Origin of the sequence: Rhizobium sp. G21, from assembly GCF_014158035.1 — a bacterium.
In the GTDB taxonomy this organism is placed as follows: Bacteria; Pseudomonadota; Alphaproteobacteria; order Rhizobiales; family Rhizobiaceae; genus Rhizobium_E.
Genome location: NZ_JACFXW010000001.1, coordinates 995,500 through 1,018,255, shown reverse-complemented (window position 1 = coordinate 1,018,255; position 22,756 = coordinate 995,500). Strand labels below are relative to the sequence as shown.

The 22,756-nt window shown below is 61.3% G+C and carries 17 protein-coding genes and 4 pseudogenes; 13 read left to right on the top strand and 8 right to left on the bottom strand.

The features are described 5' to 3' along the window. Positions 1-33: 33 nt before the first annotated feature. Positions 34-900, bottom strand: a complete 867-nt coding sequence (locus H2O14_RS05170) for a MurR/RpiR family transcriptional regulator (RefSeq protein ID WP_182826790.1) — start codon at positions 898-900, stop codon at positions 34-36. Here H2O14_RS05170 and H2O14_RS05165 point away from each other — a divergent pair. Both H2O14_RS05165 and H2O14_RS05160 read left to right on the top strand, forming a co-directional pair. After that, a complete protein-coding gene (locus tag H2O14_RS05165; RefSeq protein ID WP_182829467.1) occupies positions 818-1,015 on the top strand; it encodes a hypothetical protein in 198 nt (65 codons plus the stop codon). The genes H2O14_RS05170 and H2O14_RS05165 overlap by 83 nt on opposite strands. A 52-nt stretch (positions 1,016-1,067) precedes the next feature. Then, the gene (locus tag H2O14_RS05160; protein WP_182826789.1) at positions 1,068-4,517 is read left to right on the top strand and encodes a caspase family protein; all 3,450 of its coding nucleotides are present in this window, start codon (positions 1,068-1,070) and stop codon (positions 4,515-4,517) included. A 63-nt stretch (positions 4,518-4,580) separates the two neighbouring features. Here H2O14_RS05160 and H2O14_RS05155 read toward each other — a convergent pair whose 3' ends face one another. Beyond that, the gene (locus H2O14_RS05155; protein WP_182826788.1) at positions 4,581-5,576 is read right to left on the bottom strand and encodes a calcium-binding protein; all 996 of its coding nucleotides are present in this window, start codon (positions 5,574-5,576) and stop codon (positions 4,581-4,583) included. Between the two features lie 321 nt (positions 5,577-5,897). Here H2O14_RS05155 and H2O14_RS05150 point away from each other — a divergent pair. From H2O14_RS05150 to H2O14_RS05130, 6 genes and pseudogenes are all read left to right on the top strand, one after another. Further along, a pseudogene (locus H2O14_RS05150) lies at positions 5,898-6,388 on the top strand (MgtC/SapB family protein). 93 nt (positions 6,389-6,481) lie between these two features. Next, positions 6,482-6,763: a DUF1778 domain-containing protein gene (locus H2O14_RS05145; protein WP_182826787.1), complete on the top strand. Its 282-nt coding sequence runs from the start codon at positions 6,482-6,484 to the stop codon at positions 6,761-6,763. 1 nt (position 6,764) lies between these two features. Beyond that, the gene (locus tag H2O14_RS05140; RefSeq protein WP_182826786.1) at positions 6,765-7,259 is read left to right on the top strand and encodes a GNAT family N-acetyltransferase; all 495 of its coding nucleotides are present in this window, start codon (positions 6,765-6,767) and stop codon (positions 7,257-7,259) included. A gap of 221 nt (positions 7,260-7,480) precedes the next feature. Continuing rightward, positions 7,481-8,329, top strand: a complete 849-nt coding sequence (locus H2O14_RS27100) for an ImuA family protein (protein WP_246697294.1) — start codon at positions 7,481-7,483, stop codon at positions 8,327-8,329. Next, positions 8,214-9,767, top strand: a pseudogene (locus H2O14_RS05135) (Y-family DNA polymerase); the annotation flags it as partial. The gene H2O14_RS27100 and the pseudogene H2O14_RS05135, both read left to right, overlap by 116 nt. Before the next feature lie 4 nt (positions 9,768-9,771). Then, positions 9,772-13,107: pseudogene (locus tag H2O14_RS05130) on the top strand (error-prone DNA polymerase). A gap of 77 nt (positions 13,108-13,184) precedes the next feature. Here the strand turns inward: H2O14_RS05130 and H2O14_RS05125 are convergent. Further along, positions 13,185-13,817: a M10 family metallopeptidase C-terminal domain-containing protein gene (locus H2O14_RS05125; RefSeq protein WP_182826785.1), complete on the bottom strand. Its 633-nt coding sequence runs from the start codon at positions 13,815-13,817 to the stop codon at positions 13,185-13,187. Between the two features lie 196 nt (positions 13,818-14,013). Then, on the bottom strand, positions 14,014-14,412 hold the full coding sequence (locus tag H2O14_RS05120) for a hypothetical protein (RefSeq protein ID WP_182826784.1): 399 nt from the start codon (positions 14,410-14,412) through the stop codon (positions 14,014-14,016). 260 nt (positions 14,413-14,672) lie between these two features. On the opposite strand from H2O14_RS05120, the gene H2O14_RS05115 reads away from it, so the two are divergent. Both H2O14_RS05115 and H2O14_RS28765 read left to right on the top strand, forming a co-directional pair. After that, entirely contained in the window at positions 14,673-15,752 is a 1,080-nt protein-coding gene (locus H2O14_RS05115; RefSeq protein ID WP_182826783.1) for a GlxA family transcriptional regulator, read from the top strand. A 201-nt stretch (positions 15,753-15,953) separates the two neighbouring features. Then, positions 15,954-16,196 carry a hypothetical protein gene (locus tag H2O14_RS28765; protein ID WP_182826782.1) on the top strand — a complete coding sequence of 81 codons (243 nt, stop codon included), beginning with the start codon at positions 15,954-15,956 and terminating at the stop codon, positions 16,194-16,196. 75 nt (positions 16,197-16,271) lie between these two features. Here the strand turns inward: H2O14_RS28765 and H2O14_RS05105 are convergent, their stop codons facing one another. The 3 genes from H2O14_RS05105 to H2O14_RS05095 form a co-directional block, all read right to left on the bottom strand. Next, the gene (locus H2O14_RS05105; protein WP_182826781.1) at positions 16,272-17,573 is read right to left on the bottom strand and encodes a hypothetical protein; all 1,302 of its coding nucleotides are present in this window, start codon (positions 17,571-17,573) and stop codon (positions 16,272-16,274) included. Positions 17,574-17,662: 89 nt separating this feature from the next. Next, the gene (locus H2O14_RS05100; protein ID WP_182826780.1) at positions 17,663-19,045 is read right to left on the bottom strand and encodes a ParA family protein; all 1,383 of its coding nucleotides are present in this window, start codon (positions 19,043-19,045) and stop codon (positions 17,663-17,665) included. Beyond that, positions 19,042-19,449 carry a hypothetical protein gene (locus tag H2O14_RS05095; protein WP_182826779.1) on the bottom strand — a complete coding sequence of 136 codons (408 nt, stop codon included), beginning with the start codon at positions 19,447-19,449 and terminating at the stop codon, positions 19,042-19,044. The genes H2O14_RS05100 and H2O14_RS05095 overlap by 4 nt, the downstream gene beginning before the upstream one ends. 386 nt (positions 19,450-19,835) lie before the next feature. Here H2O14_RS05095 and H2O14_RS05090 point away from each other — a divergent pair, with 386 nt between their 5' ends. The 3 genes and pseudogenes from H2O14_RS05090 to H2O14_RS28375 all read left to right on the top strand — a co-directional run bounded on the left by H2O14_RS05090 (position 19,836) and on the right by H2O14_RS28375 (position 22,371). Further along, on the top strand, positions 19,836-21,245 hold the full coding sequence (locus tag H2O14_RS05090) for a cytochrome ubiquinol oxidase subunit I (RefSeq protein ID WP_182826778.1): 1,410 nt from the start codon (positions 19,836-19,838) through the stop codon (positions 21,243-21,245). Then, positions 21,235-22,237: pseudogene (gene cydB / locus H2O14_RS05085) on the top strand (cytochrome d ubiquinol oxidase subunit II). The gene H2O14_RS05090 and the pseudogene cydB overlap by 11 nt, the downstream one beginning before the upstream one ends. Further along, a complete protein-coding gene (locus tag H2O14_RS28375; RefSeq protein WP_263823298.1) occupies positions 22,237-22,371 on the top strand; it encodes a hypothetical protein in 135 nt (44 codons plus the stop codon). Before cydB ends, H2O14_RS28375 begins: the two are co-directional and overlap by 1 nt. Here H2O14_RS28375 and H2O14_RS05080 read toward each other — a convergent pair whose 3' ends face one another. Beyond that, positions 22,372-22,746, bottom strand: coding sequence for a hypothetical protein (locus tag H2O14_RS05080; RefSeq protein ID WP_182826777.1), 375 nt, complete (start codon positions 22,744-22,746; stop codon positions 22,372-22,374). Positions 22,747-22,756: the final 10 nt, after the last annotated feature.

The window sequence follows — 22,756 nt, the reverse complement described above, 5'->3', positions numbered from 1 at the left end:
ACAACGATTTCAAATGAAAGTCAAATGGAATTTCTATTCCGTTTTGGAATATCCATCCCTTTCGCGTTCCATCCGCCGCCTCTTTTCCGCCACCGCCACCGGCAAGGCCATGGCCAGCGCCATGGAGGCCGACAGCGAGCGGAAGCCGGCGAAATCCGATTCCACCACCTCGAACCAGCAGGCGGAGAATGCGGCCAAGGGAGAAAACACCGAGTCGGTGACGGAAACGATCGGGGTCCCGCGCTCCGCAAAGGATTGCGCCTGCGCGATCGTGTCGGCGGCATAGGGCGAAAAGCTGACCGCGAAGGCCGCGTCACGCGGACCTGCAAACCGCGCCATCTCCGCCTCGACGCCGTTGGGCGTGGCGACCATGACATAGCGGATGCCGAGCTTGCCGAAGGCATAGGCCATATGCGCAGTGAGCGGATAGGAGCGGCGTTTGGCGATGAGATAGATGGTTTCGGCCCGCGCCAGGATCTCGGTGGCTTGCGCCAGTTTCTCGATTTCCAGGCTGGCTGCGAAACGATTGATCGATTGACTGGCTGCCGTCAGAAAGCCGCCGAGCAGTTCGGTTTCCGCCGCCTGGGCGTTGCTCTGCTCAAGCATGTTGAGCCGCTCTTCATAGGAAAGCGTCTTCTCCTTGAGCCGCTCGCGGAAAATCCGCTGCAGATCGGAAAAGCCCTCATAACCGAGATGGTGGGCGAGCCGCACCAGCGTCGAAGGCTGCACCGCCGCGGCGCCGGCGATGCTGGCCGCCGTCCCAAAGGCGATCTCGTCGGGATTGGCGAGGCAATAGGCGGCGATCTGGGCGAGACGCTTGGGCATTCCCGCCTTCCGCTCGATCATCGCGGCGCGCAGCGTCGAAATCCCGGGCGGCGGCGCCTTTGTCATATCGTCCATGCGTCATCCTGCCGTTTCACAAAAAGTGAAGAATGGAATGAATATTCTGTTCGAAGATCTGCGTCGATCCCGAATGCAGTCGTTTGAAGAGAAAAAACCAAAATGGGTGCATTGAAAGCGGGCCGCTCATTCGTATTATCCGCGACTGCTGTTGCAAGGGGATGGAAATGGCGGGGTTTCAGGCGAGGGGCTGGTGGTTTTTCGGGCTGTGTTTGGCCGTCTTTCTCCTCGCGACGGAAGGGTCGGCCGAGGCCGCCCGGCGCGTGGCCCTGCTGATCGGCAATCAGAATTACGAGCGGACCACACCGCTGCGCAATCCCGCCAATGACGTCGAACTGATGCGAAACACGCTCACCGAAGCGGGTTTCGACGATGTCATGGTCGCCAAGGACGTCGATCTCGCCGGCATGCGCAAGGCGCTCAGGACCTTCGAGAACAAGGCCGAGGGCGCCGAAGTGGCCGTGCTCTATTATTCCGGTCACGGCATGGAGATGAACGGCGAGAATTATCTCATCCCCATCGACGCCGTGCTGGCCTCCGACAAGGATGTCGAGGACGAGGCGCTGTCGCTGTCTCGCGCCGAGCGCTCGCTCAATGGCGCGACGCGGCTGAAGCTGATGATCCTCGACGCCTGCCGCAACAATCCCTTCCTCGACACGATGACGCGCTCGGCCGGCACGCGCGCTGTGTCGCGCGGCCTCGCGCGCGTCGAACCGCAAAGCGTCGACACGCTGGTCGCCTACGCCTCGCGCGCCGGCACCGTCGCGCTGGATGGCGAAGGCGGCAACAGTCCCTTCGCCGAAGCGCTGGCGCGCTACATCACCCAGCCCGGCGTCGATATCCGCATCGCGCTCGGCCAGGTGCGCGATGCCGTGATGAAGGCAACCAACCGCCAGCAGGAGCCCTTCGTCTACGGTTCGCTCGGCGGCGCGCAGATCTTTCTGTCGATCAAGCAGATCGACATCACCATCAATACAGGCCCGGCGCAGGATAAAGAGACGATCGAGACCGCGTCGGCCGCCGCCGACTGGCAGAACATCAAGGATCTCGCTGACAAGGAATTGCTGGAGGCCTTCATTTCCAAGCATGGCGGCGATCCGGTCTATCGCATGCTGGCGGAGAAGAAGATCAAGCAATTGCAGGCGACGCAGGCCAAGACCGAGGCGGCCGCCGACCAGATCGCCTGGGAGGCGTTGAAGGGATCGACCGATCCCGCAGCCCTCAAGCGCTTTATCGAACGCTACCCGCAAAGCCCGTTCCGGCGCGAGGCGGAGGCTTCGCTCGCCGCACTCTCGCCGCCTCCGGTCGCTTCGTCGACGGATACGTTGTCGGCCTCCGAGCGTGATTGCCAGCTGCTGGCCGGCGAATTGCAGGGCGCGCGCGGCTTCGCCGGCGTCTATCTCGATCGCATCGACGCCAAGCGGGCGTTGACCGCTTGCGCCCAGGCGGTCAACGAGAAGCCGTCTGCGGGGCTCTATGTCAATTTGCTCGGCCGCGCCTATGAAGCCGACAAGAATTATGTGGAAGCCGCGAAGCGTTATCGCGAGGCGGCCGATCTCGGCGATATGTTTGGGCTCGCCAATCTCGGCTGGCTGCAGGTCAACGGCTCCGTCGACGGCGCCGATCCCGCCAAGGGTGTGGAGGCCTTCGAGACCGCCGCCCGCGCCGGAAATCATTTCGCTCAGGCCTCTCTGGGACAGATCTATCGCGATGGCCTGGCCGGCCAGGCGCAGGATTACGCCAAATCCTTTGACTGGTATCGCCAGGCCGCCGACAAGGGCAACGCCAATGCGCTCGGCAATCTCGGCTGGTTCTATCGGGAAGGCGTGACGGTCTCCCAGGATTACGCCCGCTCGGTGGACTATTACCGGCGCGGCGCGGAGGCCGGCGATATGGCCTCGATCGCGGGCCTCGGTTACGCTGCCCAGAACGGTCTCGGCATGGCGCGCAACTATGAGGAGGCGCGCCAATGGTATGAGAAGGGCGCCAATGCCGGCGACGCTTATTCCATGGCGTCCCTCGGCTTTCTCTATGACACAGGCGCCGGGGTGAAGCAGGATTATGTCGAGGCGCGCTACTGGTATGAAAAGGCCGCCAATGAAGGCAGCGCCTACGCCATGGGCAATCTCGCCCGCCTCTACGACCAGGGCCTCGGCACGGCGGTGGATCCCGACGAGGCCGTGCGCTGGGCCATCGCCGCCGTCTCGCGCGGCGACAGCGCCAAGATCGGCGAACTCAAGACCTCGCCCGACAATTTCTCTCCGTTGTTTCGCAAAGGCTTCCAGGAGGCCCTGAAGGAACAGGGCGTATTTGCGGGCGAGGCGAACGGAGAGTTTGGTGCCGACACGTCGAAGGCGATCGACGATCTTGCCGCCGGCAAGACCGGAGCGGACATGCAGGACAGCTCCGCCGAAGAGACCGCGCCCGACGTCAACGAAGAGCAGGAACAAAGCGCGGTCGGCGCTTCCGGCAGGTTGGGCAATCTCATGCAGAGCGCCCGCACGGAGACGGAGGCGGACATGTCCGCCAAGGCTTCAGCGGAGGATGGCGAGGCTGCGCAGACGCTGAGCGCCCAATGTTACGAGCTTGCCGGCGAGCCGGGCTCGAAGCCGAATTTCGGCGGCGTCGACTTCTCCCAGATCGATATACAGGCCGCGACCGACGCCTGCGGCCGCGCCGCCGCCGAATCTCCCGACGATTCCATGCTGCTCAACATGCTCGGTCGCGCCCATGATGCAGGCGAGGATTACATCGCCGCGCGCGAGGCCTATGACAAGGCGGCCGGCATGGGCAACGGCTTCGCTTCCGTCAACCGCGCCTGGCTGTCGATCTATGGCAAAGGTGAAGACGCGGATGTCGACAAGGGATTTGGGATGCTGAAGGCCGCCGCCGCCAAGGGCAATCCCGCCGCCCAGGCTTCGCTCGGCTGGCTGTATCGCGAAGGTTACGGCTCGGTGGCGCGAAACTACCGCACCGCCGTCGAATGGTATCGCAAGGCTGCCGCCCAGGACAATCCCAACGCGCTCGCCGCCATGGGCTGGCTCTATCGCGAGGGGCTGGGCGTCGCGCGTGACGACAAGGAATCTCTGCGCGCCTATCGGCGCGCCGCCGAACTGGGAGAAATCAATGCGATCGGCTCGCTCGGTTATGCGCTTCAGAACGGCGTGGGAACCGATGTGGATATCGTCGAAGCCAAGCTCTGGTACGAGGCCGGGGCCGAACGCGGCGACGCCTATTGCATGGGTTCGCTCGCCTGGCTCTATGAGGCGGGCGAGGGGGTCGAGCAGGATTATAAGCTCGCCGCGCAATGGTATGAGAAGGCCGGGGAGGCTGGCAGTTCCTACGCCCAGGGTAATCTCGCGCGTCTTTACGATCAGGGTCTCGGCGTCGAAGAGGATGCGGTCAAGGCCGTGGAGCTCGCGGTCGCCAGTATCGCGGCGGGCGAGACGGATTTTATTCGCGATGTGAAGGATGGAGCGAAAGACTTTTCAGCCGCGTTCCGCCGCGGTCTGCAGAAGGAGTTGAAATCGCGCGGGTACTATTCCGGTCCTCTCGATGGCGTGTTCGGCGCGACGACGGCGCGGGCGATCGACAAATTGGCGGGCCGGGACTCCTGACGCGAAAACGCCCGCCGATGCGGCGGGCGGTTCCTGTGGCGAATGAGGCTTGGCCAATCGATTTCAGAGAATGAAATCGCCGGCGCGCAGCGAGGCCATGTTGTCGACTTCGATCGAGAAGTCGGCGCGGCCGTCGCCATTGACGTCGCCGCGGATGATGCCGCCGGAATAGCGCAATTCGCCGGCCGTGTCGGAGAAGGCCGCGCTGCCGATGAAGTCGAAAGCGTTGTCACGGCTGCTCGACTTGACGGCGTCGATGTCCATCAGATCGATCTGGTCGCCTTGCGAGCGGCTGAAATCAACGATCACGTCGCGATTGGAGTTGTTGGGGCTGTCCGACGTCGACTGGAAGATGAAGAAGTCGGCGCCACTGTTGCCGGTCAGCCGGTCGAGGCCCCTGCCGCCATAGAGGTCGTCGTCGCCCGAGCCGCCGTAGAGCTTGTCGTTGCCGTCGAGACCCTTGAGGATATCGTCGCCATTCTGACCCCAGAGACCGTTGGCGCCGGAATCACCGATCAAGGTGTCTTTGTAATTGGTGCCCTTGGCGTTCTCGATGGAGTACAGAACCTCTTCGGTGCCGTCGCCAGATGTGGCGTATTCCTGGGAAAGATCGACCTTGATGCCGGCGCCGGCCAGATCCGGATCACTGTTCTGGCGGGAATAATCGACCGTATCGGTCCCCGAACCACCGGAGATCAGATTATAAAAGCCGACCGAATAGAAGGTGTCGTTACCCGCGTCGCCGTAATAATCGGATGCCCAGGTGGAAATCTTGAAGGTGTCGGCTCCATTGCCGCCCCAGACGCGATCATAAAGGTCGCTGTCGCCGGAAAAGCCGTTGCCGACATAGGTGTCATTGCCATCGCCGAGATAGACGTCGTTGCCCCATTCGATGGTGCTGTGGACATAGTCGTTGCCAGCGCCGGCTTCGACATAGGTGTTGTTGGCCTTCAGATGGATGGTGTCGTTGCCGCCGCGGGTGTATATCTCGTCATAGGGACGGTTTGCGCTCTGGCTGACGTCGTCGCGACCGTTGTCGCCGTAATAGATATAGGCCATGTTTTTGTCCTTCCTTGTATTCCCTCTCCGGCTCCCTGCTGGAATCGTGAGAGATTTTCATCTGGAGATCCGGATGTCTTCCTTAATCTCCGTATGAGGGTTTTGTAATGGCGCCGGACTGAACCGCCTCTGAAAAGCGCGTTAATCCGGCGTTCATCTTGGCGAGGCCCTGCCGTCGCCTATAAGTCATGGTGGCGACGGTTGTTCCATCGGCTTGCCGATGATCCCCGCGAACGCCAAAAGGCGACACCGAACGGTTTGATGGCGAATTTGGACCTGGGCGTGACGGAACGAAATCCGTTTTCGGGTTTTTTAAGGGCCATGGACCAGATCGTCGCAGACATGTTTCCGCCCACCCAGATCGCCTATCCGGTGATTTTCGCCCGATTCATCGGCGCGATCCTCTTCGGAGCCGTCATCGGGCTGGAGCGTGAACGCAGGATAGGCCGGCTGGCCTCAAGACCCATATCATGGTGTCGCTCGCCGCGGCGCTCTTCGCCATCATCTCCATCGAAAGCGTGCATATGCCGGGCCTCGACCAGGATGCGGTCAGGATTGATCCCCTGCGCGTCGTCGAGGCGGTGACCGCCGGCGTCGCCTTTCTCGCCGCCGGCACCATCGTTCTCTCCAAGGGCGAGGTGAAGGGGCTGACGACCGGCGCGAGCCTCTGGCTGTCCGGCGCGATCGGTCTGGCGCTCGGCTTCGGCCATTGGATGATCGGCCTCTTCGTCACCTCTGCCGCCTTCTTCGTGCTCTACGTCCTCGGCCGGCTGGAGCACGGCCATCGGCAGATCGAGGCGGAGAAGGAGTGAGCCTTTCTTGAAAAGCTTCAGATCTAGCGCCCGGATTGTTCTGTCGAAGGATGCGTGGTATACAATGTATATCTCATCTTTTGGAGATTGATGATGGCCAACACAGCGGATCGAAGCGGGACGACAAAGCCGATTCAGTTGCGTATCCGCAAGGATATCAGCGATCTGATTGATCGAGCGGCGGGCGTCAACGGCAAGACCCGCTCCGAATTCATGATCGACGCATCGCGCCGGGCAGCGGAGGACGCTCTGCTCGACCAAACCTTCGTGCAGGTCGATGATGAAAGCTTTCGCCGCTATATGGAAATTCTGGACAAGGCTCCTGAGGGCGAGGGTTTTACGCGCCTGATGAATGTCGCCAAGCCCTGGGGCTGAGATGATCTCGTCTCCGAGCCTTCTGGAGGGGCGGCATCAGATCGAGCTTTTTGATTGCGGACAAGACGCTCTTAATCACTGGCTGCGTCGTCGCGCCCGCGCCAATCAGGCAAGCGGCGCGTCGCGGACTTATGTGTGCTGTGTGCAGGACCGCGTGATCGGCTATTATTGCATTTCTTCAGGCGGGCTTGCTCTTCGTGAAGCGCCAGGCGGCTTGCGTCGCAATATGCCCGATCCCGTTCCGATGGCCATCCTTGGACGCCTCGCGATTGATCGAACATGGCAAGGTAAAGGCCTGGGCGCAGCGCTTTTGCAGGATGCCGTTCTGCGCGTGAGGCAGGCGGCGCACATCCTCGGCATTCGCGGCGTTCTCGTTCACGCCATTTCGCCTGAGGCCAAAGTCTTTTATGAACATTATGGCTTCGTCGCGACGGCCACTCAACCGATGACTCTGGTCCTCTCGTTGAAACAATCCGATCACACTCCCCAGGATTGAAAGTTATCCTCCCGAATTGGTTAATATTTTCCTGAAATCAGTCTAGGAAAATAATCTCTCCTTGTCTGAAGCCTAGGACCGTTGACTCTCGTTCCATTTTCTGGATTCAATAGGAACATAACAAGAACAAAAACGAGGATGCAACGCCATGGCGGAGCCGGCTTTGGCGCGTGGGGACCTGTGCGCCCTGCGAAGCGAGATCGAACGACTGGAAAGCGCCGATGTCTCTAATCTGGGACGGATGGCGCGCGGCCGCCTGGGATCGGGCGGCCGCAGCTAGTGTTTATGAGAGAGTGGAAACCAGCGCCGAAGCTTTCGACGCCGCGCTCGGCGGCGGGTTGGCGCGGGCGGCGCTGCATGAGATCCGCACCGAGGCGACCGCCGACAATGGCGCGGCGAGCGGTTTTGCGCTGGCCTTGTCGCGGCTGGCGCTAGGGCGCGGGCCGGGGCTCATCCTGTGGATCGCCGATCCCATGGGCGCGCGCGAAAGCGGTAGGCTCTATGCGCCCGGCCTTATGTCGCATGGCCTGCCGCCCGCTGGCCTGCTGCATGCCGCGCCGCGCAAGCTCAAGGATGCGCTGATGGTGGCGGAGGCCGCGCTCACCGTCTCCTCCTTCGCCGCCGTGGTTTTCGAGGTTTATGGCAATCCCGCCCGCTTCGGCCTGACCGAAAGCCGCCGCATCAGCCTGCGCGCCAAGGCGCACAAGAAGCCGGTCTTCCTGCTGCGCGAGCGGGGCGGGGAGGAGGCCTCCAGCGCCGAAAGCCGGCTGCTCGTTCGCCCCGCGCCGTCCTCGCCCGTGCGCATGCCCAGTGGCCGGACCTATGAGGCCGGGCTCGGCCGGCCCGTCTTCCATGTCACGCTTGAAAAGAGCCGCAATCCCCTGTCGCCCGACTTTTACCTGGAGTGGAACGCCGATGACTGTCTCTTTCTCGCAATCGAGCCCGGCCGGATCGCTGTTCGGCCCGCAGACCAGCCAGCGGATTCTGGCGCTCTGGTTTCCCTGTCTGGCGACCGATCGGCTCGCCCGGATCCGATGGGGCAGGTCGTGGCGTTCTCACGGGCGTCCTGAGCATCCGCCCGTCGTCTGCGCCGCACTCCAGCGCAACGCCGTGCGGTTGACGGCGGTGGATGAAGAGGCGCGCCTGGTGGGGCTGAAGCCCGGCCAGGGCGCGGCCGAGGCGCGCGCCATGATCCCCGATCTCGACGTGGTCGAGGCCGATCCCGCCGCCGATCGCGCGCTGATCGAGGCGGTGGCCGACTGGTGCGACCGCTACACGCCGCTGGTGGCGCTCGACGGCGCCGACGGCCTCTTCCTCGACATCACCGGCTCGTCGCATCTGTTCGGCGGCGAAAAAGCGCTGCTCGGCGATCTCTTGGCGCGGCTCTTCCATATGGGCTTCGAGGCGCGGGCGGCGATTTCGTCGGCGCCCGGCCTGTCTTCGGCGCTGTGTCGTTACAGCCGCCGCGACATCGTCATGCCCGAGGCCATGGAGGAGGCGCTCGCGCCCTTGCCGGTCAAGGCGTTGCGCTTGCAGGAGGAGACGGTGGCGCTGCTGATCAAGGCGGGGCTGAAACAGGCGGCCGATCTCATCGGCCAGCCGCGTGCGCCGCTCGCCCGCCGTTTCGGTCCAAAGCTGCTGCTCCGGCTCGATCAGGCGCTCGGGCTCGAGGAGGAGCCGATCTCGCCGCGCCGGCCTGTGGCGACGTTGTCCGCCGAACGGCGCCTCGCGGAGCCGATCGCCGACGAGGACGCGATTCTCGCTATGCTCCGCCATCTCGGCGACAGTCTCAAAAGCCTGTTCGAAGCGCGCGGCGAGGGCGGCAAGCTGTTCGAATTGCTGCTGTTCCGCGTCGATGGCAGGGTTTTCCCGATCCGCGCCGGCGCGGCGCTGCCCATTCGCGATCCTGCCCGCATCGCCGCGTTGTTTCGCGCCCGGCTGGCTGCCGCCCAGGACGATCTCGACGCCGGCTATGGTTTCGAGACGCTCCGGCTCAACGTACTGACGTCTGCGCCGTTCGACGAGGCGCAGCCGGATTTCGACGGTCGCGGCCGAACGGATGACAGTCTCACGGAGTTCATCGACCAAATGGCCGCCCGCTTCGGTCCCGACCTGATCACGCGGCCTGCTTTGTTTGAAAGCCATATGCCTGAACGCGCCGGCCGCTTCATGCCGGCGCTCGCGATGGAGGAGAGGCCGCCCGTCTGGCCCGCCGACCGGCCCGTCCGTCCCCTGCGTATGCTGACCTACCCCGAACCGGTGGAGACGACGGCGGAAGTGCCGGATGGTCCGCCGAAGACTTTCCGCTGGCGCAAGAGCTTCTTCCGCGTCGCCCGCGCCGAGGGGCCAGAACGCATCGCGCCCGAATGGTGGATCGATGGCGAGACCGCGCCGTCGCGCGATTATTTCCGCATCGAGGACGAGGCGGGCCGCCGCTACTGGCTCTATCGCGAAGGGCTCTATGAGCGCGAAAATCACGATCCGCGCTGGTTCATTCAGGGGTGTTTTCCTGATGATCCGCTTCTGCGAACTCGGCCTTCGCAGCAATTTCTCTTTTCTGGAAGGGGCCTCCCATCCGGAAGAAATCACTGTAGCCGCCTCCCGGCTGGGACTGTCGGGCATCGGTTTGGCCGATCGCAACACGGTGGCGGGCGTGGTGCGGCTGCATCTCGCCGCCAAGGAGGCCAGCCTGGCCTATCGGCCCGGCGCGCGCCTGTGCTTCGCCGATGAGACGCCCGACATTCTCGTCTATCCGCGCGACCGCCGCGCCTGGGGGCGGCTCTGCCGGTTGCTCAGCCTCGGCAACCAGCGCGGCGGCAAGGCCAATTGCCTGCTGCATGAGGCCGATCTCCTGGAGTGGGGCGAGGGGATGATGCTGGCCGTCATGCCGGGCCTTGCCGATTTCGAACGCCTGCCGGACCTGCTCGCCCGCCTGCGCGCGGCCTTCGCCGATCATGTCCATCTCGGGCTGACGCCGCGCTATGACGGCTTCGACCGCCGCCATCACCACGCGCTCGCCGACATCGCCCGCCAGACCGGCGCCAAGCTTATGGCCACCAATGACGCGCTGATGCATGAGGCGGACCGGCGGCCGCTCGCCGATGTCGTCACCGCCATTCGCGAGCATGTCACGGTGCAGGCCGCGGGCTTCCGGCTCGCCGCCCATGCCGAGCGCCATCTGAAATCACCTGCTGAAATCGCCCGGCTGTTGCGCCGCCATCCCGAAGCCATCGCCAACGCCAACGCCTTCTTCGACGCGCTCAATTTTTCGCTGGAAGAGCTGAAATACCAGTATCCCGACGAGGCCGTGCCGGGCGAGACGCCGGCTGAGACGCTACGCCGGCTCGCCTATGAGGGCGCCGCCGCGCGCTATCCCGATGGCGTATCCGACAAGGTGCGCGGTCAGATCGAGTATGAGCTGACGCTGATCCGCGAACTCGATTACGAGCCCTATTTCCTCACCGTCTGGGACATTGTCCGCTTTGCCCGCTCGCAAGGCATTCTCTGCCAGGGGCGGGGGTCGGCGGCCAATTCCACCGTCTGTTTCTGCATTGGGATCACCGAGGTTGATCCTGCGCTGACCGATCTTTTGTTCGAACGCTTCATTTCGCCGGAGCGACGGGAGCCGCCCGATATCGATGTCGATTTCGAGCATGAACGGCGCGAGGAGGTGATCCAGTATATCTACGGCAAATATGGCCGCGAGCACGCCGGCATCGCCGCCACCGTCATCAGCTATCGCGCCCGCTCGGCCGGTCGCGAAACGGCCAAGGCGTTTGGCCTGTCGGAAGACCAGCAATCGGCGCTGTCGGGCGCCGTCTGGGGCTGGTCGTCGGCCGCGCTGGACGAGCGCGAGGCGCGCGCCGCCGGCCTCGACACGTCAGATCCCACCACCCGCCGCGTGCTGGATTACGCTTCGGTCCTGATGGGCTTTCCCCGCCATCTCTCCCAGCATGTCGGCGGCTTCGTCATCACCCGCGACCGGCTCGACGAGGTGGTCCCCGTCACCCCCACCGCCATGGAGGGCCGCTCGCAGGTGGAGTGGGACAAGGACGATCTCGATGCTTTGGGCATCCTCAAGATCGATATTCTCGCGCTCGGCATGCTCACCTGCATCGCCAAGGCGTTCGGCCTGATCAAGCGCCACTATCAGGGGGAACTGACGCTCGCCACCATCCCCAAGGAGCGCTATGAGGTCTATGACATGATCTGCCGCGCCGATACGCTCGGCGTCTTTCAGATCGAGAGCCGGGCGCAGATGAGCATGCTGCCGCGTCTTCGCCCGCAAACCTTCTACGATCTCGTCATCGAAGTGGCGATCGTCCGGCCCGGGCCAATCCAGGGCGATATGGTCCATCCCTATCTCCGCCGCCGCCAGGGCAAGGAGCCGGTCGCCTATCCCAGCAAGGAGCTCGAAGAGGTGCTCGGCCGCACCCTCGGCGTGCCGCTGTTTCAGGAACAGGCGATGAAGATCGCCATTGTCGCCGCCGGCTTCACCCCGTCGGAGGCCGACAGACTCCGCCGCGCCATGGCCACTTTCCGCCGCGTCGGCACTATCCACACCTTCCAGAAGAAGATGGTCGAGGGCATGGTCGCGCGCGGCTATGAGGCCGATTTCGCCGAGCGCTGCTTCAAGCAGATCGAGGGGTTCGGCGAATATGGCTTCCCCGAAAGCCACGCCGCCTCCTTCGCGCTCTTGGTCTACGCCTCCTGCTGGCTGAAGGCGCGGCATCCGGATGTGTTCTGCGCCGCCATCCTCAATTCCCAGCCGATGGGCTTTTACGCGCCGGCGCAGCTGGTGCGCGACGCTCGCGAACATGGGGTGGAGGTGCGCGAGCCCGATGTGAATTTTTCCAACTGGGCGAGCGATCTCGAGCCGCAGGCTTTCGATCCTGCCCGCATCCATCCGCGCCACCGCTCCATGGCCGGCGTCATCCGCACGCGCTTCGCCGTCCGGCTCGGCTTTCACCAGGTCAAGGGGCTGGCCGAGGCCGATATGCTCAGGCTGGTCGAGCGAAGGGGGAGGGTTACACGTCGGTGCGCGATCTCTGGCTGCGCTCGGGCCTGACCCGCTCCGTGATCGAAAGACTGGCGGACGCCGATTGCTTCCGCTCCATCGGGCTCGACCGCCGCGCCGCCCTCTGGGCCGTGCGCGCGCTCGATGAAAAGAGCGCCGCCGAACGCCTGCCGCTGTTTGAAAACAAGGGCGCCGACCTGCTCGCCCATGAACAGGATGTGCGCCTGCCTGCCCAAAATGCCCGAGGGCGAGCATGTCATCCATGATTACCGCACCCAGTCGCTGTCGCTGAAGGCGCATCCGATCTCGTTCCTGCGGCCTGATTTCGAACGGCTGGGCATTATCAGGGCCATGGATCTCGACCATGTCCGCAATGGCGCCCGCGTCATGGTGGCGGGGCTCGTGCTGGTGCGGCAGCGGCCGGGTTCTGCCAAGGGCGTGATCTTCATGACCATCGAGGACGAGACCGGCGTCGCCAACGCCATCGTCTGGCCGAAGGTGTTCGAGGCCTACAGGCCCGTGGTCATGGGCGCGCGGCTGGCGGGCGTGCGCGGCCGCGTCCAGAAGGCGGACGGCGTCATCCATGTCGTGGCCGAAAGCGTGGAAAACCTCACCGACCATCTCGCCAAGCTGTCTGACGACGGCCGCCTGATCGAAAGCCTCGCCAACGCCGACGAAGTCCGCCGCCCCGTGCCCGAAAGCCGCACGCGCGCCAAGCCCGGCGCCGCCGTGACCGCGCTGTTCAAGGAAATGCCGGAGCTGAAGGAGGATCTGCGGCGACAGGCCGAGCTGGCGCGGAAGGTGATGCCGTCGGGGCGGAATTTTCATTGAATGAATATCGGCAGGCGCTTGCGCGCCTGCCGATTTGGCGACGGCATCGGGCAGGGAGAAACCGCCGCCGCGGGGTCTCAGAACATGAAATCGGACGCGTCGAGTTCCGATTTGGTGAGATCGGCCACGAACAGCGTGTCGTCATTGTTGGAAATCAGCGCGCCGCCCTTCTCGAATGTCAGATGGCCGGATTTCAACGCTTTGAAGTTGGCGAAATCCGAGCAGCCCGACAGATCGATCTTGTCGACGCCATTCTTGAAATCGGTGATCGTGTCATCGCCGAAAGTGTCGGAAAACACGAATATGTCCGCGCCGCCCTTGCCGGTCAGCGTATCGTCGCCCTGAAGGCCGGACAGGCGGTTCCGACCGCTGTTGCCGACAAGGACGTTGTCGCTGTTGTCGCCCGCGCCGTTGATGCTCTTGCTTCCCAACAGAAACAACTTTTCCACGCCATAGGAGGTGTTGAGCGCGTAGCTGACGGTGGCGTAGACCGTGTCGACGTCGTTATCGGATGCGTTCGTGTATTCCACGACGGTGATTTTCTGGCTGTTGACATAGAACCTGTCGTCGCCGTCCCCGCCCGACACGACGCCGGCAAAGACGCCGCCGCGCGTGTCGAACACATCGTCGCCCTCGTAGAGCCGGATCTCTCCCGACATCTTGCCGCGATTGATCAGCGTCTCGTTGCCGGCGTCGCCGCTGAAGGACAATGTCGCGCCGGTCAGCGAGCCGTTGTTGATGGTTCTCGAGTCCAGCCCGGCTTCGTTCTGTCGGCTGAACCCGTATTTGCCGGAGATGACGCTGTTGTCGCCGAGCGAAATCGTGGTGGAGACATTGGTCAGAGATACGGCTGTCGCCGCTGCTTTGATGACGCCGTCATTGTGGAAGTCGACATCGTCGCGCCTCTCAGATCACGCCCGCATAACTGGATTTGATCGTGCCGGTATTGTTGATCTCATAATGGCCGGCGCCCAGCGAGATCTGGCCGTTCAGCAGGCCGTCATTGTTGATGGTCTGGTCGTCGCCCTGGAGCGAAATGCTGACCGAACCCTTGACGACGCCGGTGCTGGCCACCGTCACCACATCGCCCGCGCCGCCCAGATAGAGGCCGCCGCCGGTCTGCTGTGCGCTCGTCACCACGCCCTTGATGATGAAGGCGTTGTCGGTATAGCCGCTGGATTCATAGATGCCGTAAAAGCCGCTGCCGGCCGACACCGTCACGCCCTTGGCGACGGTCCATTGCGCATTGGATTCGGCGATGTTCAGCTGATTGGCGATATTGCTGTTGAGCGCGTATTTCTTCATGACGATTCCACGGCCTCGAGGCGCAGGCAGACAGCGGCGTGCGACAATGATCGCTGCCGCCACTTTCCTGTCGACCTGCTGTTATGTTGCTGAAAAGCTTAGGGCTAAGCGGCCCTGACAGGAAGCGGCGCCCAGTCGCCGACAGGCAGTTTGGCGGGATCGTTGCGAAGATTGGCAGGATCGCGCGCAAACTGGTCTTGCGACTATCGCCGAATGGTCAAATCGTGTCTAACCGGATCCAGGACAGCGCAGGAGACGTCATGAAGCAGCATCCCAAGCACTCCGTCGCCATGCTGCTCTATCCCGGGGTGTCGGCCAGCGACGTCGCGGGGCCGATGGAATGCTTCGGGCTGGCCAATTACATCTCGGGCAACGGCATCTATACGCTGGGCACATTTTCATCCGATGGCGCCCCCGTGGCGGCGGCCGGCTCCTGGCTGACGCTGCAGCCGACCCACAGTTTCGACAGTTTGCCCGAGGATGTCGACACGCTGCTGATCCCCGGCGGCCCCGCCGCCTTCACTCTGTCGAAAGACAGCGAGATCACCGCCTGGCTGCGCAGCCGCACTGAAAAGGTGACGAGGGTGGGTTCGATCTGCAACGGCGCTTTCGTGCTGGCGGCGCTCGGGGCCGCAGATCAGGGCAAGCTCGCCACCCACTGGTTGTTTGCCGATCAGCTGGCGCGGCTGCATCCCGATGTCGATGTCGACCACGACGCCATCTATGTGCGAAGCGGCAAGGTCTGGTCCTCCGGCGGCATGTCCTCGGGCATGGATCTGGCGCTGGCGCTGATCGAGGAGGATTGCGGACGCACCCTCGCCATGGAAGTCGCCCGCCACATGGTGCTCTATCTCCGGCGGTCCGGCGGCCAGTCGCAATTCAGCATGCATCTCAAGGCGCAGTTTTCCGACCTGCCGGCCATCGGCCGGCTGCAGCAATGGATCATCGACAATCCGCAATCCGACCTGCGCGTCGAAACGCTGGCGGCGCGCGCCGCGATGAGCTCGCGCAGCCTGTTGCGCGTCTTCAAGGAGCAGACCGGCCTGACGCTCGGCAAATTCGTCGCCGAAACCCGGCTTCGCCATGCCTGCAGCCTGCTCGAAGACACCGATCGCGAGCAGAAGGAAGTCGCAAGCCTGTCGGGGCTGGGCAGCGAAACCAATCTCCGCAAAGTGTTCATGACCCGGCTGGGCATCACCCCCAGCCAATACCGCCAGCGCTTCCGCGCCACGGACACCGCGCCCGCAGGCCCCGAAACCTCTGGCCCTATCGGCTATGACGAATCCTGGCTCTACCGCACCGAAGTGAAGGATTTCCAGCGGTCGCTGAAGAGGCGGTAGGTGTGAGGGCGCGGGCGGGTTTGGAGAGGCGCGCGAGCTCGGCCAAGGGCGTGATCTTCATGACCATTGAGGAAGAGACGGGCGTCGCCAACGCCATAGTCTGGCCAAAGGTGTTCGAGGCCTACAGGCCCGTGGTCATGGGCGCGCGGCTGGCGGGCGTGCGCGGCCGCGTCCAGAAGGCCGACAGCGTCATCCATAGTCGTGGCCGAAAGTGTCGAAAACCTCACCGACTGCCTCGCCAAACTCTCAGACGACGGCCGCCTGATCGAAAGCCTCGCCAACGCCGACGAAGTCCGCCGCCCTGTGCCCGAAAGCCGCACCCGCGCCAAACCCGGCGCCGCGGTGACCGCGCTGTTCAAGGAAATGCCGGATCTGAAGGAGGATCTGAGGCAGCAGGCCGAGATGGCGAGGAAGGTGATGCCGTCGGGGAGGAATTTTCATTGAGGCAAAACCGTGCTTTGTTCGCCTGTTATCCCGTCTGCACGTACCTAGACATGGATACAGACTTAAGCTGACAGTTCAGCCTGTATCCTTCAGCCTCTGCCTAGCCCGTCGTCTAGTGCCAAGTACAGAATGCCTTGCTCCGGCATGTCGAAGACCCAGTCCCATTCTAAATAATTCAGGCACCTCATACGGCGGAGAATCACCCAAAATTATTCCATGAAGTTTAAGTAGATCAATATCTTCAGCTGATAGCTGGAGATCAGTTATGGCTCCTTGGTCTATTGGCGCCTTGATTGAGTTTTGTGCTTCGCGAAATTTCTTAAATACTGCCGAGAGATCCTTTATTTCTTCTTCTGTCTCCGCGACTTTGCGCTTGCTAGTTGGGCCGATCGCAGCTTTTAACGCAGAAGGGGCGAGAAGTCGTTCTGCATAGGAATCCGACGTAACCGGGATGCCTGCGGCGTACTGCAAGAACCGAACCAAATCACGTGCGACAAGACGTCCCTGTAGGTCGGACAAGGCTGCGATTACCCATCCAGCTGTATATGCTTCCTTCACACGCTCGCGTCCTGGTTGATCGTCTGGACCAAGCTTCCTCCCCCAAAGTTTGAACAGAAGTCGCTCCTTTTCATCCTGAGGCAAGGATGAAAAATTACGGTCCCATAACTTCAAAGCGCCAGATTTGGTAGCTATCCAAGCGGCAAGCTCCAGAACATCGCCTTCATTCCACGTCAGCGCGAACTCCTTGTACTGTGACCTGAACTGGTTCAGGTTCTGTTGGACACCAGAGCCTACACTGTCTCTTCTCGCAAAAACCAGCAAACCCAGTGGGCGTCCCGGTTCGCTTCGCAGCTTAATCGGTAAATCAATTAATACAGAGCGCAACATCGTCGCCACGCTGTGAGTAGATATGGACTCGTATGTTTCTTCTATCCCCTCTATAACAGCTACGATGCGTCTGTTGGTTTTTCGCAGTTGTTCAATAAGCAACGCGCCGCTGCCCTGTTTCCCAGGATTTACTCCTGCTGACCAACCTATAACATCAAGCCAAGTTTCAGTCCACTCACGTTCAGAAAGGTTATTTCGCAAGTTCTCGCGAATGTAGGCTCGGCTATCTCCAGCAAGTTGGGGGTCGCCGTTTCCCATATTCATAGCAATAGATCGCCGTGCGTTATCAATTTCACCCAAATATTTTTCGCTTGCTTGTATAGATCCCAATATGGGTAATAGATCGGCGTCTAATTTAGGGGTGCTAACATCCGCGCTTAGGGCAAGTCCACTTAGTGTGGATCTAGCTATAAGAAACCGGGCAGTAAGTGTTTTACCGGTGCCTTTTGCTCCTTCGATTACCACAATCGGTAACTGCGCAGTTTCCATCGCGAGTGCCCGTATCGGACGTGTTATAAGCGGATCATTAACAGGCTCGTCCGCATTCTCCGCCTCAACTAGGTTCGCAGCAAAACTTTCTAGCTTCCTTCGAGCATCGACGCTATCGGTAGGTTGCGTTGGGAGGGGGGCAACGCAGGCGAAATTTGATCTTTTCCCTCGAATACTAAGTCCAACCATGCTTCAATTTGTGGTTCAAGGCGTTGTATAAAGCCAGAACTTGCTAATTGGCTAGAGAATCCCTCCCAGCGACTGGAAGGTGTTTGCAGGTCACTAACCTCACCTAGCTTGGCGACGAATAGAGGATTCAGTTCAACCGCATTGTCGAGAACAGCTTCATCGGGAGCTGCCTCCTGCGTGTACTCTGCAAGCAGACTTCTTTCGATTTGCTCCAAAACCGGTGCCAGAATTCCTTCATCTTGCCCCAAATCTCTTAATATTCCCGGTATTCGATTTACTACCAAGAGCGGTGGAGAAGCTGAAACTTGAGATTTTCGCATCTCTCTTGCCACAAATGCTATTAATCCTTCCGTAGCTTCCAGAGATTGCCCGGCCAATGAAGTGACAAAAACACGCGAAACCGAAGGATCAAGGACGAGTTGCGCGGCAATAGGCACAAGTCCAGCTCGAACGTCTATAACAACGGCACCGCAACCTATCGTAATCGCAATCTTTTCAAGAAGGTCGGCTAACGCGAACGGACGTTTTTCTGATGTTAGGTGCTCCGCACGAATAGCAGAGCTGGCCAATTCACCTAACATCCTCCTGAGTGGAAGAATAACGAGTTCTCCGAGCCTGTGTCCCTGCAGAAGGTTAGCAGTCCAAGCAACAGTTTGCGGATAGTCGATGTCACCTTCAGCATGTGCCAGAGCTACGACATCTTCCAGTGACACTAATGCTTCTGTACGACTTGCCCGAAACAGATAGCTAAGTCCTGGTGCCTCTAAATCTGCGTCAACGACTAGTATAGGTTTAACTGTGCGTTTCGCAAGAAGCGTTGCTAGAGCAATTGCTGTTGTCGTCCTCCCAGTGCCACCCTTGACACTATGGCAAGCGATCAGTGGTACTGCTCGTGATGCGTTTAGAAAATTTCCGCTTTCAAAGCTAACCTTGCCCTCAATGTTCCCGAGGCTGATACGTGGTCGTGCAGAATGCTGCTCTATCTCCTCAAAATCGATAGCTAATCGACTAGAGGTACCTGGTCCATCGAGTAGCAGGTGTTGGCCACTATTTACTCGGCTTGGAAAAATTTCAGCAAGCCAAGATAGCACTGCATCTTTGCTATTAAGGTCAGTAACATAAAATGTAGCCGACAACCAATCGACATCGACTCGAAGCAAATCTGTCGGTTTAGACTTCCAAAGCGGGTCAGTTGGCTCCAAAATAGATAGTCGACGAGCAACATCCACCCACGTAATAGGTGGCTGCGTTACCGCAGCTGAGCCTGAGTCGTTAATTGTCATGACAATTCTTTCTTCACGTAGGCAACCAAAATTTCCAGCCATTTAAGCACAGCAGGTTGGTCTTCAAGCGTGCCACCATATCTCCAAACTTGGTTCAATTCTCCCACGGGGACGGCTTTGCCAGCAAATACGCAGCTAGCCGGACGCGGTGCAATCGTAGAAGCTGGAATTTTTAGTTCAACAATGAGTTCATCTAGGCGATGAACGAAATACGTTGCAGCCCTAGCTGAGTGCGACGAGGACGTGGTGCGCAACACGTTTCTTGCCATGTATATAGCCTTTAATCCACATTCGGCGGCATAAAAAAGCAGCAGAGCACGAGAGTTTTCGTTTGTCACTTCACCTGCAGCTTTGGCGAGTTCACCAGCTCGGCGTTTCAACGCTTTTTGAGGGAGATCGATCACGTTCTAATGCCTAAAGAAACGGTTTATCAATGCTGTATCCTAATGCTGCACCACAACCGATTTTCATGTTTAATTTGTTGCGTAGGGCAGTAGGCCGTGCACGGTAGTGATCGTTTTCAATCACGGTAATCTATTCGATACTGTTCGGTACCGCGCGCGTTTAAAGATTGCAACTAAGGCGTTTACATCAGGTTAAGTGTCGCGTCTTATGGCTCTGCTGGGTAATCCCCCCCGAATAATCCCCACCCCTCCCGTTCCGCCTGCGGCGACACACCGCGTGGCGTCTTGTCCAATTGAGAAACGTCAGTTGCAGCTACACATTTCATGACGCCAGCGTAATATAGCAAGCGCCCGTCCTGAGGGCGCGACAAAAAGGAGTTGGCGCCATGTTTGACCAATTCGACGCGGTTCTTCTCGCGCGCATCCAATTCGCCTTCACCGTGTCCTTTCACATCATCTTCCCGGCCTTTTCGATCGGGCTGGCGAGCTACCTCGCCGTGCTCGAAGGCCTGTGGTTGTGGACGAAGGACCGGGTCTATCTCGAACTCTTCGATTTCTGGAAGACCATCTTCGCCATCGCTTTCGCCATGGGCGTGGTCTCGGGCATCGTCATGTCCTATCAGTTCGGCACCAACTGGTCGGTGTTCTCGGACAAGGCCGGCCCGGTCATCGGCCCCTTGATGGGCTATGAGGTGCTGACCGCTTTCTTCCTCGAGGCGGGCTTTCTCGGCGTCATGCTGTTCGGCCGCAACAAGGTCGGGCCGGGGCTGCATTTCTTCGCCACGCTGATGGTGGCGGTGGGCACGCTGATTTCGGCCACCTGGATTCTCGCGGTGAATTCCTGGATGCAGACGCCGCAGGGTTTCGCCATCAACGACAAGGGCCAGTTCATCCCGACCGACTGGTGGGCCATCGTCTTCAATCCGTCCTTCCCCTACCGGCTCACCCATATGGTGCTCGCCGCCTATCTCACCACGGCGCTGGTGGTCGGCGCGGTCGGCGCCTGGCATCTGCTCCGGCGGCATGCGCCGATCCGCTCGCGCAAGATGCTGTCGATGGCCATGGGTATGATCACCGTGGTCGCGCCCTTGCAGATCCTCGCCGGCGACGCCCATGGGCTCAACACGCTGGAGCATCAGCCCGCCAAGGTCATGGCCATGGAAGGCCATTTCGACAGCCATCCCGAGGGCGCGCCGCTCATCCTGTTCGGCCTGCCCAATCAGGATGAGCAGCGGGTCGATTACGCCGTCCAGATCCCCAAACTGTCGAGCCTGATCCTGAAACATGATCTCAACGCCCCGCTCGCCGGCCTCGATACGATCCCGCGCGATCGCCAGCCGCCGGTGGCGGTGGTGTTCTGGTCGTTCCGGGTGATGGTGACGCTCGGCTTCGCCATGCTGGGGCTGGCTTTGTTCAGCCTGTGGCGGCGCTGGAAGGGCGATTTCGCCACCCATACATGGTTCCTGCGCTCTGCGCTCGTCATGGGTCCCATGGGCTTCGTCGCCGTGCTCGCCGGCTGGATCACCACCGAAGTCGGCCGCCAGCCCTATACAGTCTATGGCCATCTGTTGACCGCAGAATCGCATTCGCCGATCGCCGCGCCGGCGGTGGCGGCTTCGCTGATCGCCTTCATCGTCGTCTATTTCTTCGTCTTCGGCGCGGGCGTCTTCTACATCCTCCGGCTGATGCACCGTCTGCCGCGCGATCCCATGCCGGATCTCGGCGGCGGGCCGATCCGCTCCGCCGGCATCCATCCCGGCCCGGCGCAGATGAAGGAGCCCGCCCATGCCCATTGATTATCCGTTCATCTGGGCGGCCATTATCGCCTTCGCCGTGCTGGCCTATGTCATTCTCGACGGCTTCGATCTCGGCATCGGCATCCTCTATCCGCTGTTTACCGACAAGCACGACAAGGATGTGATGATGAACTCGGTCGCCCCCGTCTGGGATGGCAACGAGACCTGGCTGGTGCTGGGGGAGGCGGGTTGCTCGCCGTCTTCCCGCTCGCTTACGCCACCATCCTGCCGGCGCTCTACATGCCGATCATCCTGATGTTGCTGGGGCTAATCTTCCGGGGCGTCGCTTTCGAGTTCCGCTGGCGCACCCATCGCTGGCAGGGTTTCTGGAACAAGGCCTTCTTCGCCGGGTCCTTCACCGCAGCGCTCTGCCAGGGCATCGCGCTGGGCGCCTTGGTGCAGGGCATCCGCATTGAAAACCGCGCCTATGCCGGCGGTTGGTGGGATTGGCTGACGCCGTTCTCCATCGCCACCGGCGTCGCCGTGGTCATCGGCTATGCGCTGCTCGGCTCCACTTGGCTGGTGATGAAGACGCATGGCGAACTCGGCGCCAAGGCGCGGCGGCTGGCTTATCTTTCGGCGGTCGCCACGCTCGTCGCCATGGGCGCGGTCAGCCTGTGGACGCCGTTCCTCAGCGACGTCTATCTCAGCCGTTGGTTCGCCTGGCCGACCGCCGCCTTCAGCGTCATCGTGCCGGTTCTGGTCGCGGGCTGTTTCGCGCTGATGCTCTACGGGCTGAAGGCGCATCGCGACACGCTGCCGTTTCTGGCGGCGCTCGGCCTGTTCATCCTCGGCTATGCCGGCATCGGCATTTCCTTCTATCCCTACATCGTGCCGCCTTCGCTGACCATCTGGGATGCGGCGGCGCCGATCTGAGCCTCGCTTTCCTGCTGGTCGGCGCGCTGGTGCTGGTGCCGATGATCCTCTGCTACACCGCCTATTCCTACTGGGTGTTTCGCGGCAAGGTCGATCCGGAAGAAGGATATCACTGATGGATGAAAGGCTGGAAAGCAACGAAAAAGGCGCTTCCGCGGGGAAGCGCCTCCTCTGGTTCTTCGGCCTGTGGATCGCCGGCGTCGCCGCAGTCAGTCTGGTCGGGCTGGCGATCCGGACGGTGCTGATCTGATCAGGCGGCGTTCGAGCTCGGCCCGCTGCCCGACACTGTGCTGCTGGTGGCGGAAACGGGGTCGCTTGCCGGGAAAGATCCTTCCAGCCCTTCCTGCAATTGGTCCTCCAACTCGCCGGTATCGCCGGAATGCCGGGCCGAGAGCCGTTCGGAGGCCGGCTTGTCGGTTACGTCACGCAACTGGCTGGCATCCATGCCGGCGATCTCGGCCATCACCTGGCGCGCCCGGGTTTCGGCGTTCAGGCGGTTCAGATCGCTTTCATCGCCATTCGGCATGAAGACGGAAACGATGTCGCCGGCTGGGCTGACGAATTCGACCGTATACCCCTGTTTGCCGCCGCGTTCGGGAATGACCTGCGATTCGACATTGTCCATGTGAAAACCT

Bases quoted from the DNA above. Each gene is read 5' to 3' on its own strand.
- H2O14_RS05170 (WP_182826790.1), bottom strand. From the start codon at position 900: ATGGACGATATGACAAAGGCGCCGCCGCCCGGGATTTCGACGCTGCGC.
- H2O14_RS05160 (WP_182826789.1), top strand. From the start codon at position 1,068: ATGGCGGGGTTTCAGGCGAGGGGCTGGTGGTTTTTCGGGCTGTGTTTG.
- H2O14_RS05155 (WP_182826788.1), bottom strand. From the start codon at position 5,576: ATGGCCTATATCTATTACGGCGACAACGGTCGCGACGACGTCAGCCAG.
- H2O14_RS05145 (WP_182826787.1), top strand. From the start codon at position 6,482: ATGGCCAACACAGCGGATCGAAGCGGGACGACAAAGCCGATTCAGTTG.
- H2O14_RS05140 (WP_182826786.1), top strand. From the start codon at position 6,765: ATGATCTCGTCTCCGAGCCTTCTGGAGGGGCGGCATCAGATCGAGCTT.
- H2O14_RS27100 (WP_246697294.1), top strand. From the start codon at position 7,481: ATGTCTCTAATCTGGGACGGATGGCGCGCGGCCGCCTGGGATCGGGCG.
- H2O14_RS05120 (WP_182826784.1), bottom strand. From the start codon at position 14,412: ATGAAGAAATACGCGCTCAACAGCAATATCGCCAATCAGCTGAACATC.
- H2O14_RS05115 (WP_182826783.1), top strand. From the start codon at position 14,673: ATGAAGCAGCATCCCAAGCACTCCGTCGCCATGCTGCTCTATCCCGGG.
- H2O14_RS05105 (WP_182826781.1), bottom strand. From the start codon at position 17,573: ATGGAAACTGCGCAGTTACCGATTGTGGTAATCGAAGGAGCAAAAGGC.
- H2O14_RS05100 (WP_182826780.1), bottom strand. From the start codon at position 19,045: ATGACAATTAACGACTCAGGCTCAGCTGCGGTAACGCAGCCACCTATT.
- H2O14_RS05090 (WP_182826778.1), top strand. From the start codon at position 19,836: ATGTTTGACCAATTCGACGCGGTTCTTCTCGCGCGCATCCAATTCGCC.
- H2O14_RS28375 (WP_263823298.1), top strand. From the start codon at position 22,237: ATGGATGAAAGGCTGGAAAGCAACGAAAAAGGCGCTTCCGCGGGGAAG.
- H2O14_RS05080 (WP_182826777.1), bottom strand. From the start codon at position 22,746: ATGGACAATGTCGAATCGCAGGTCATTCCCGAACGCGGCGGCAAACAG.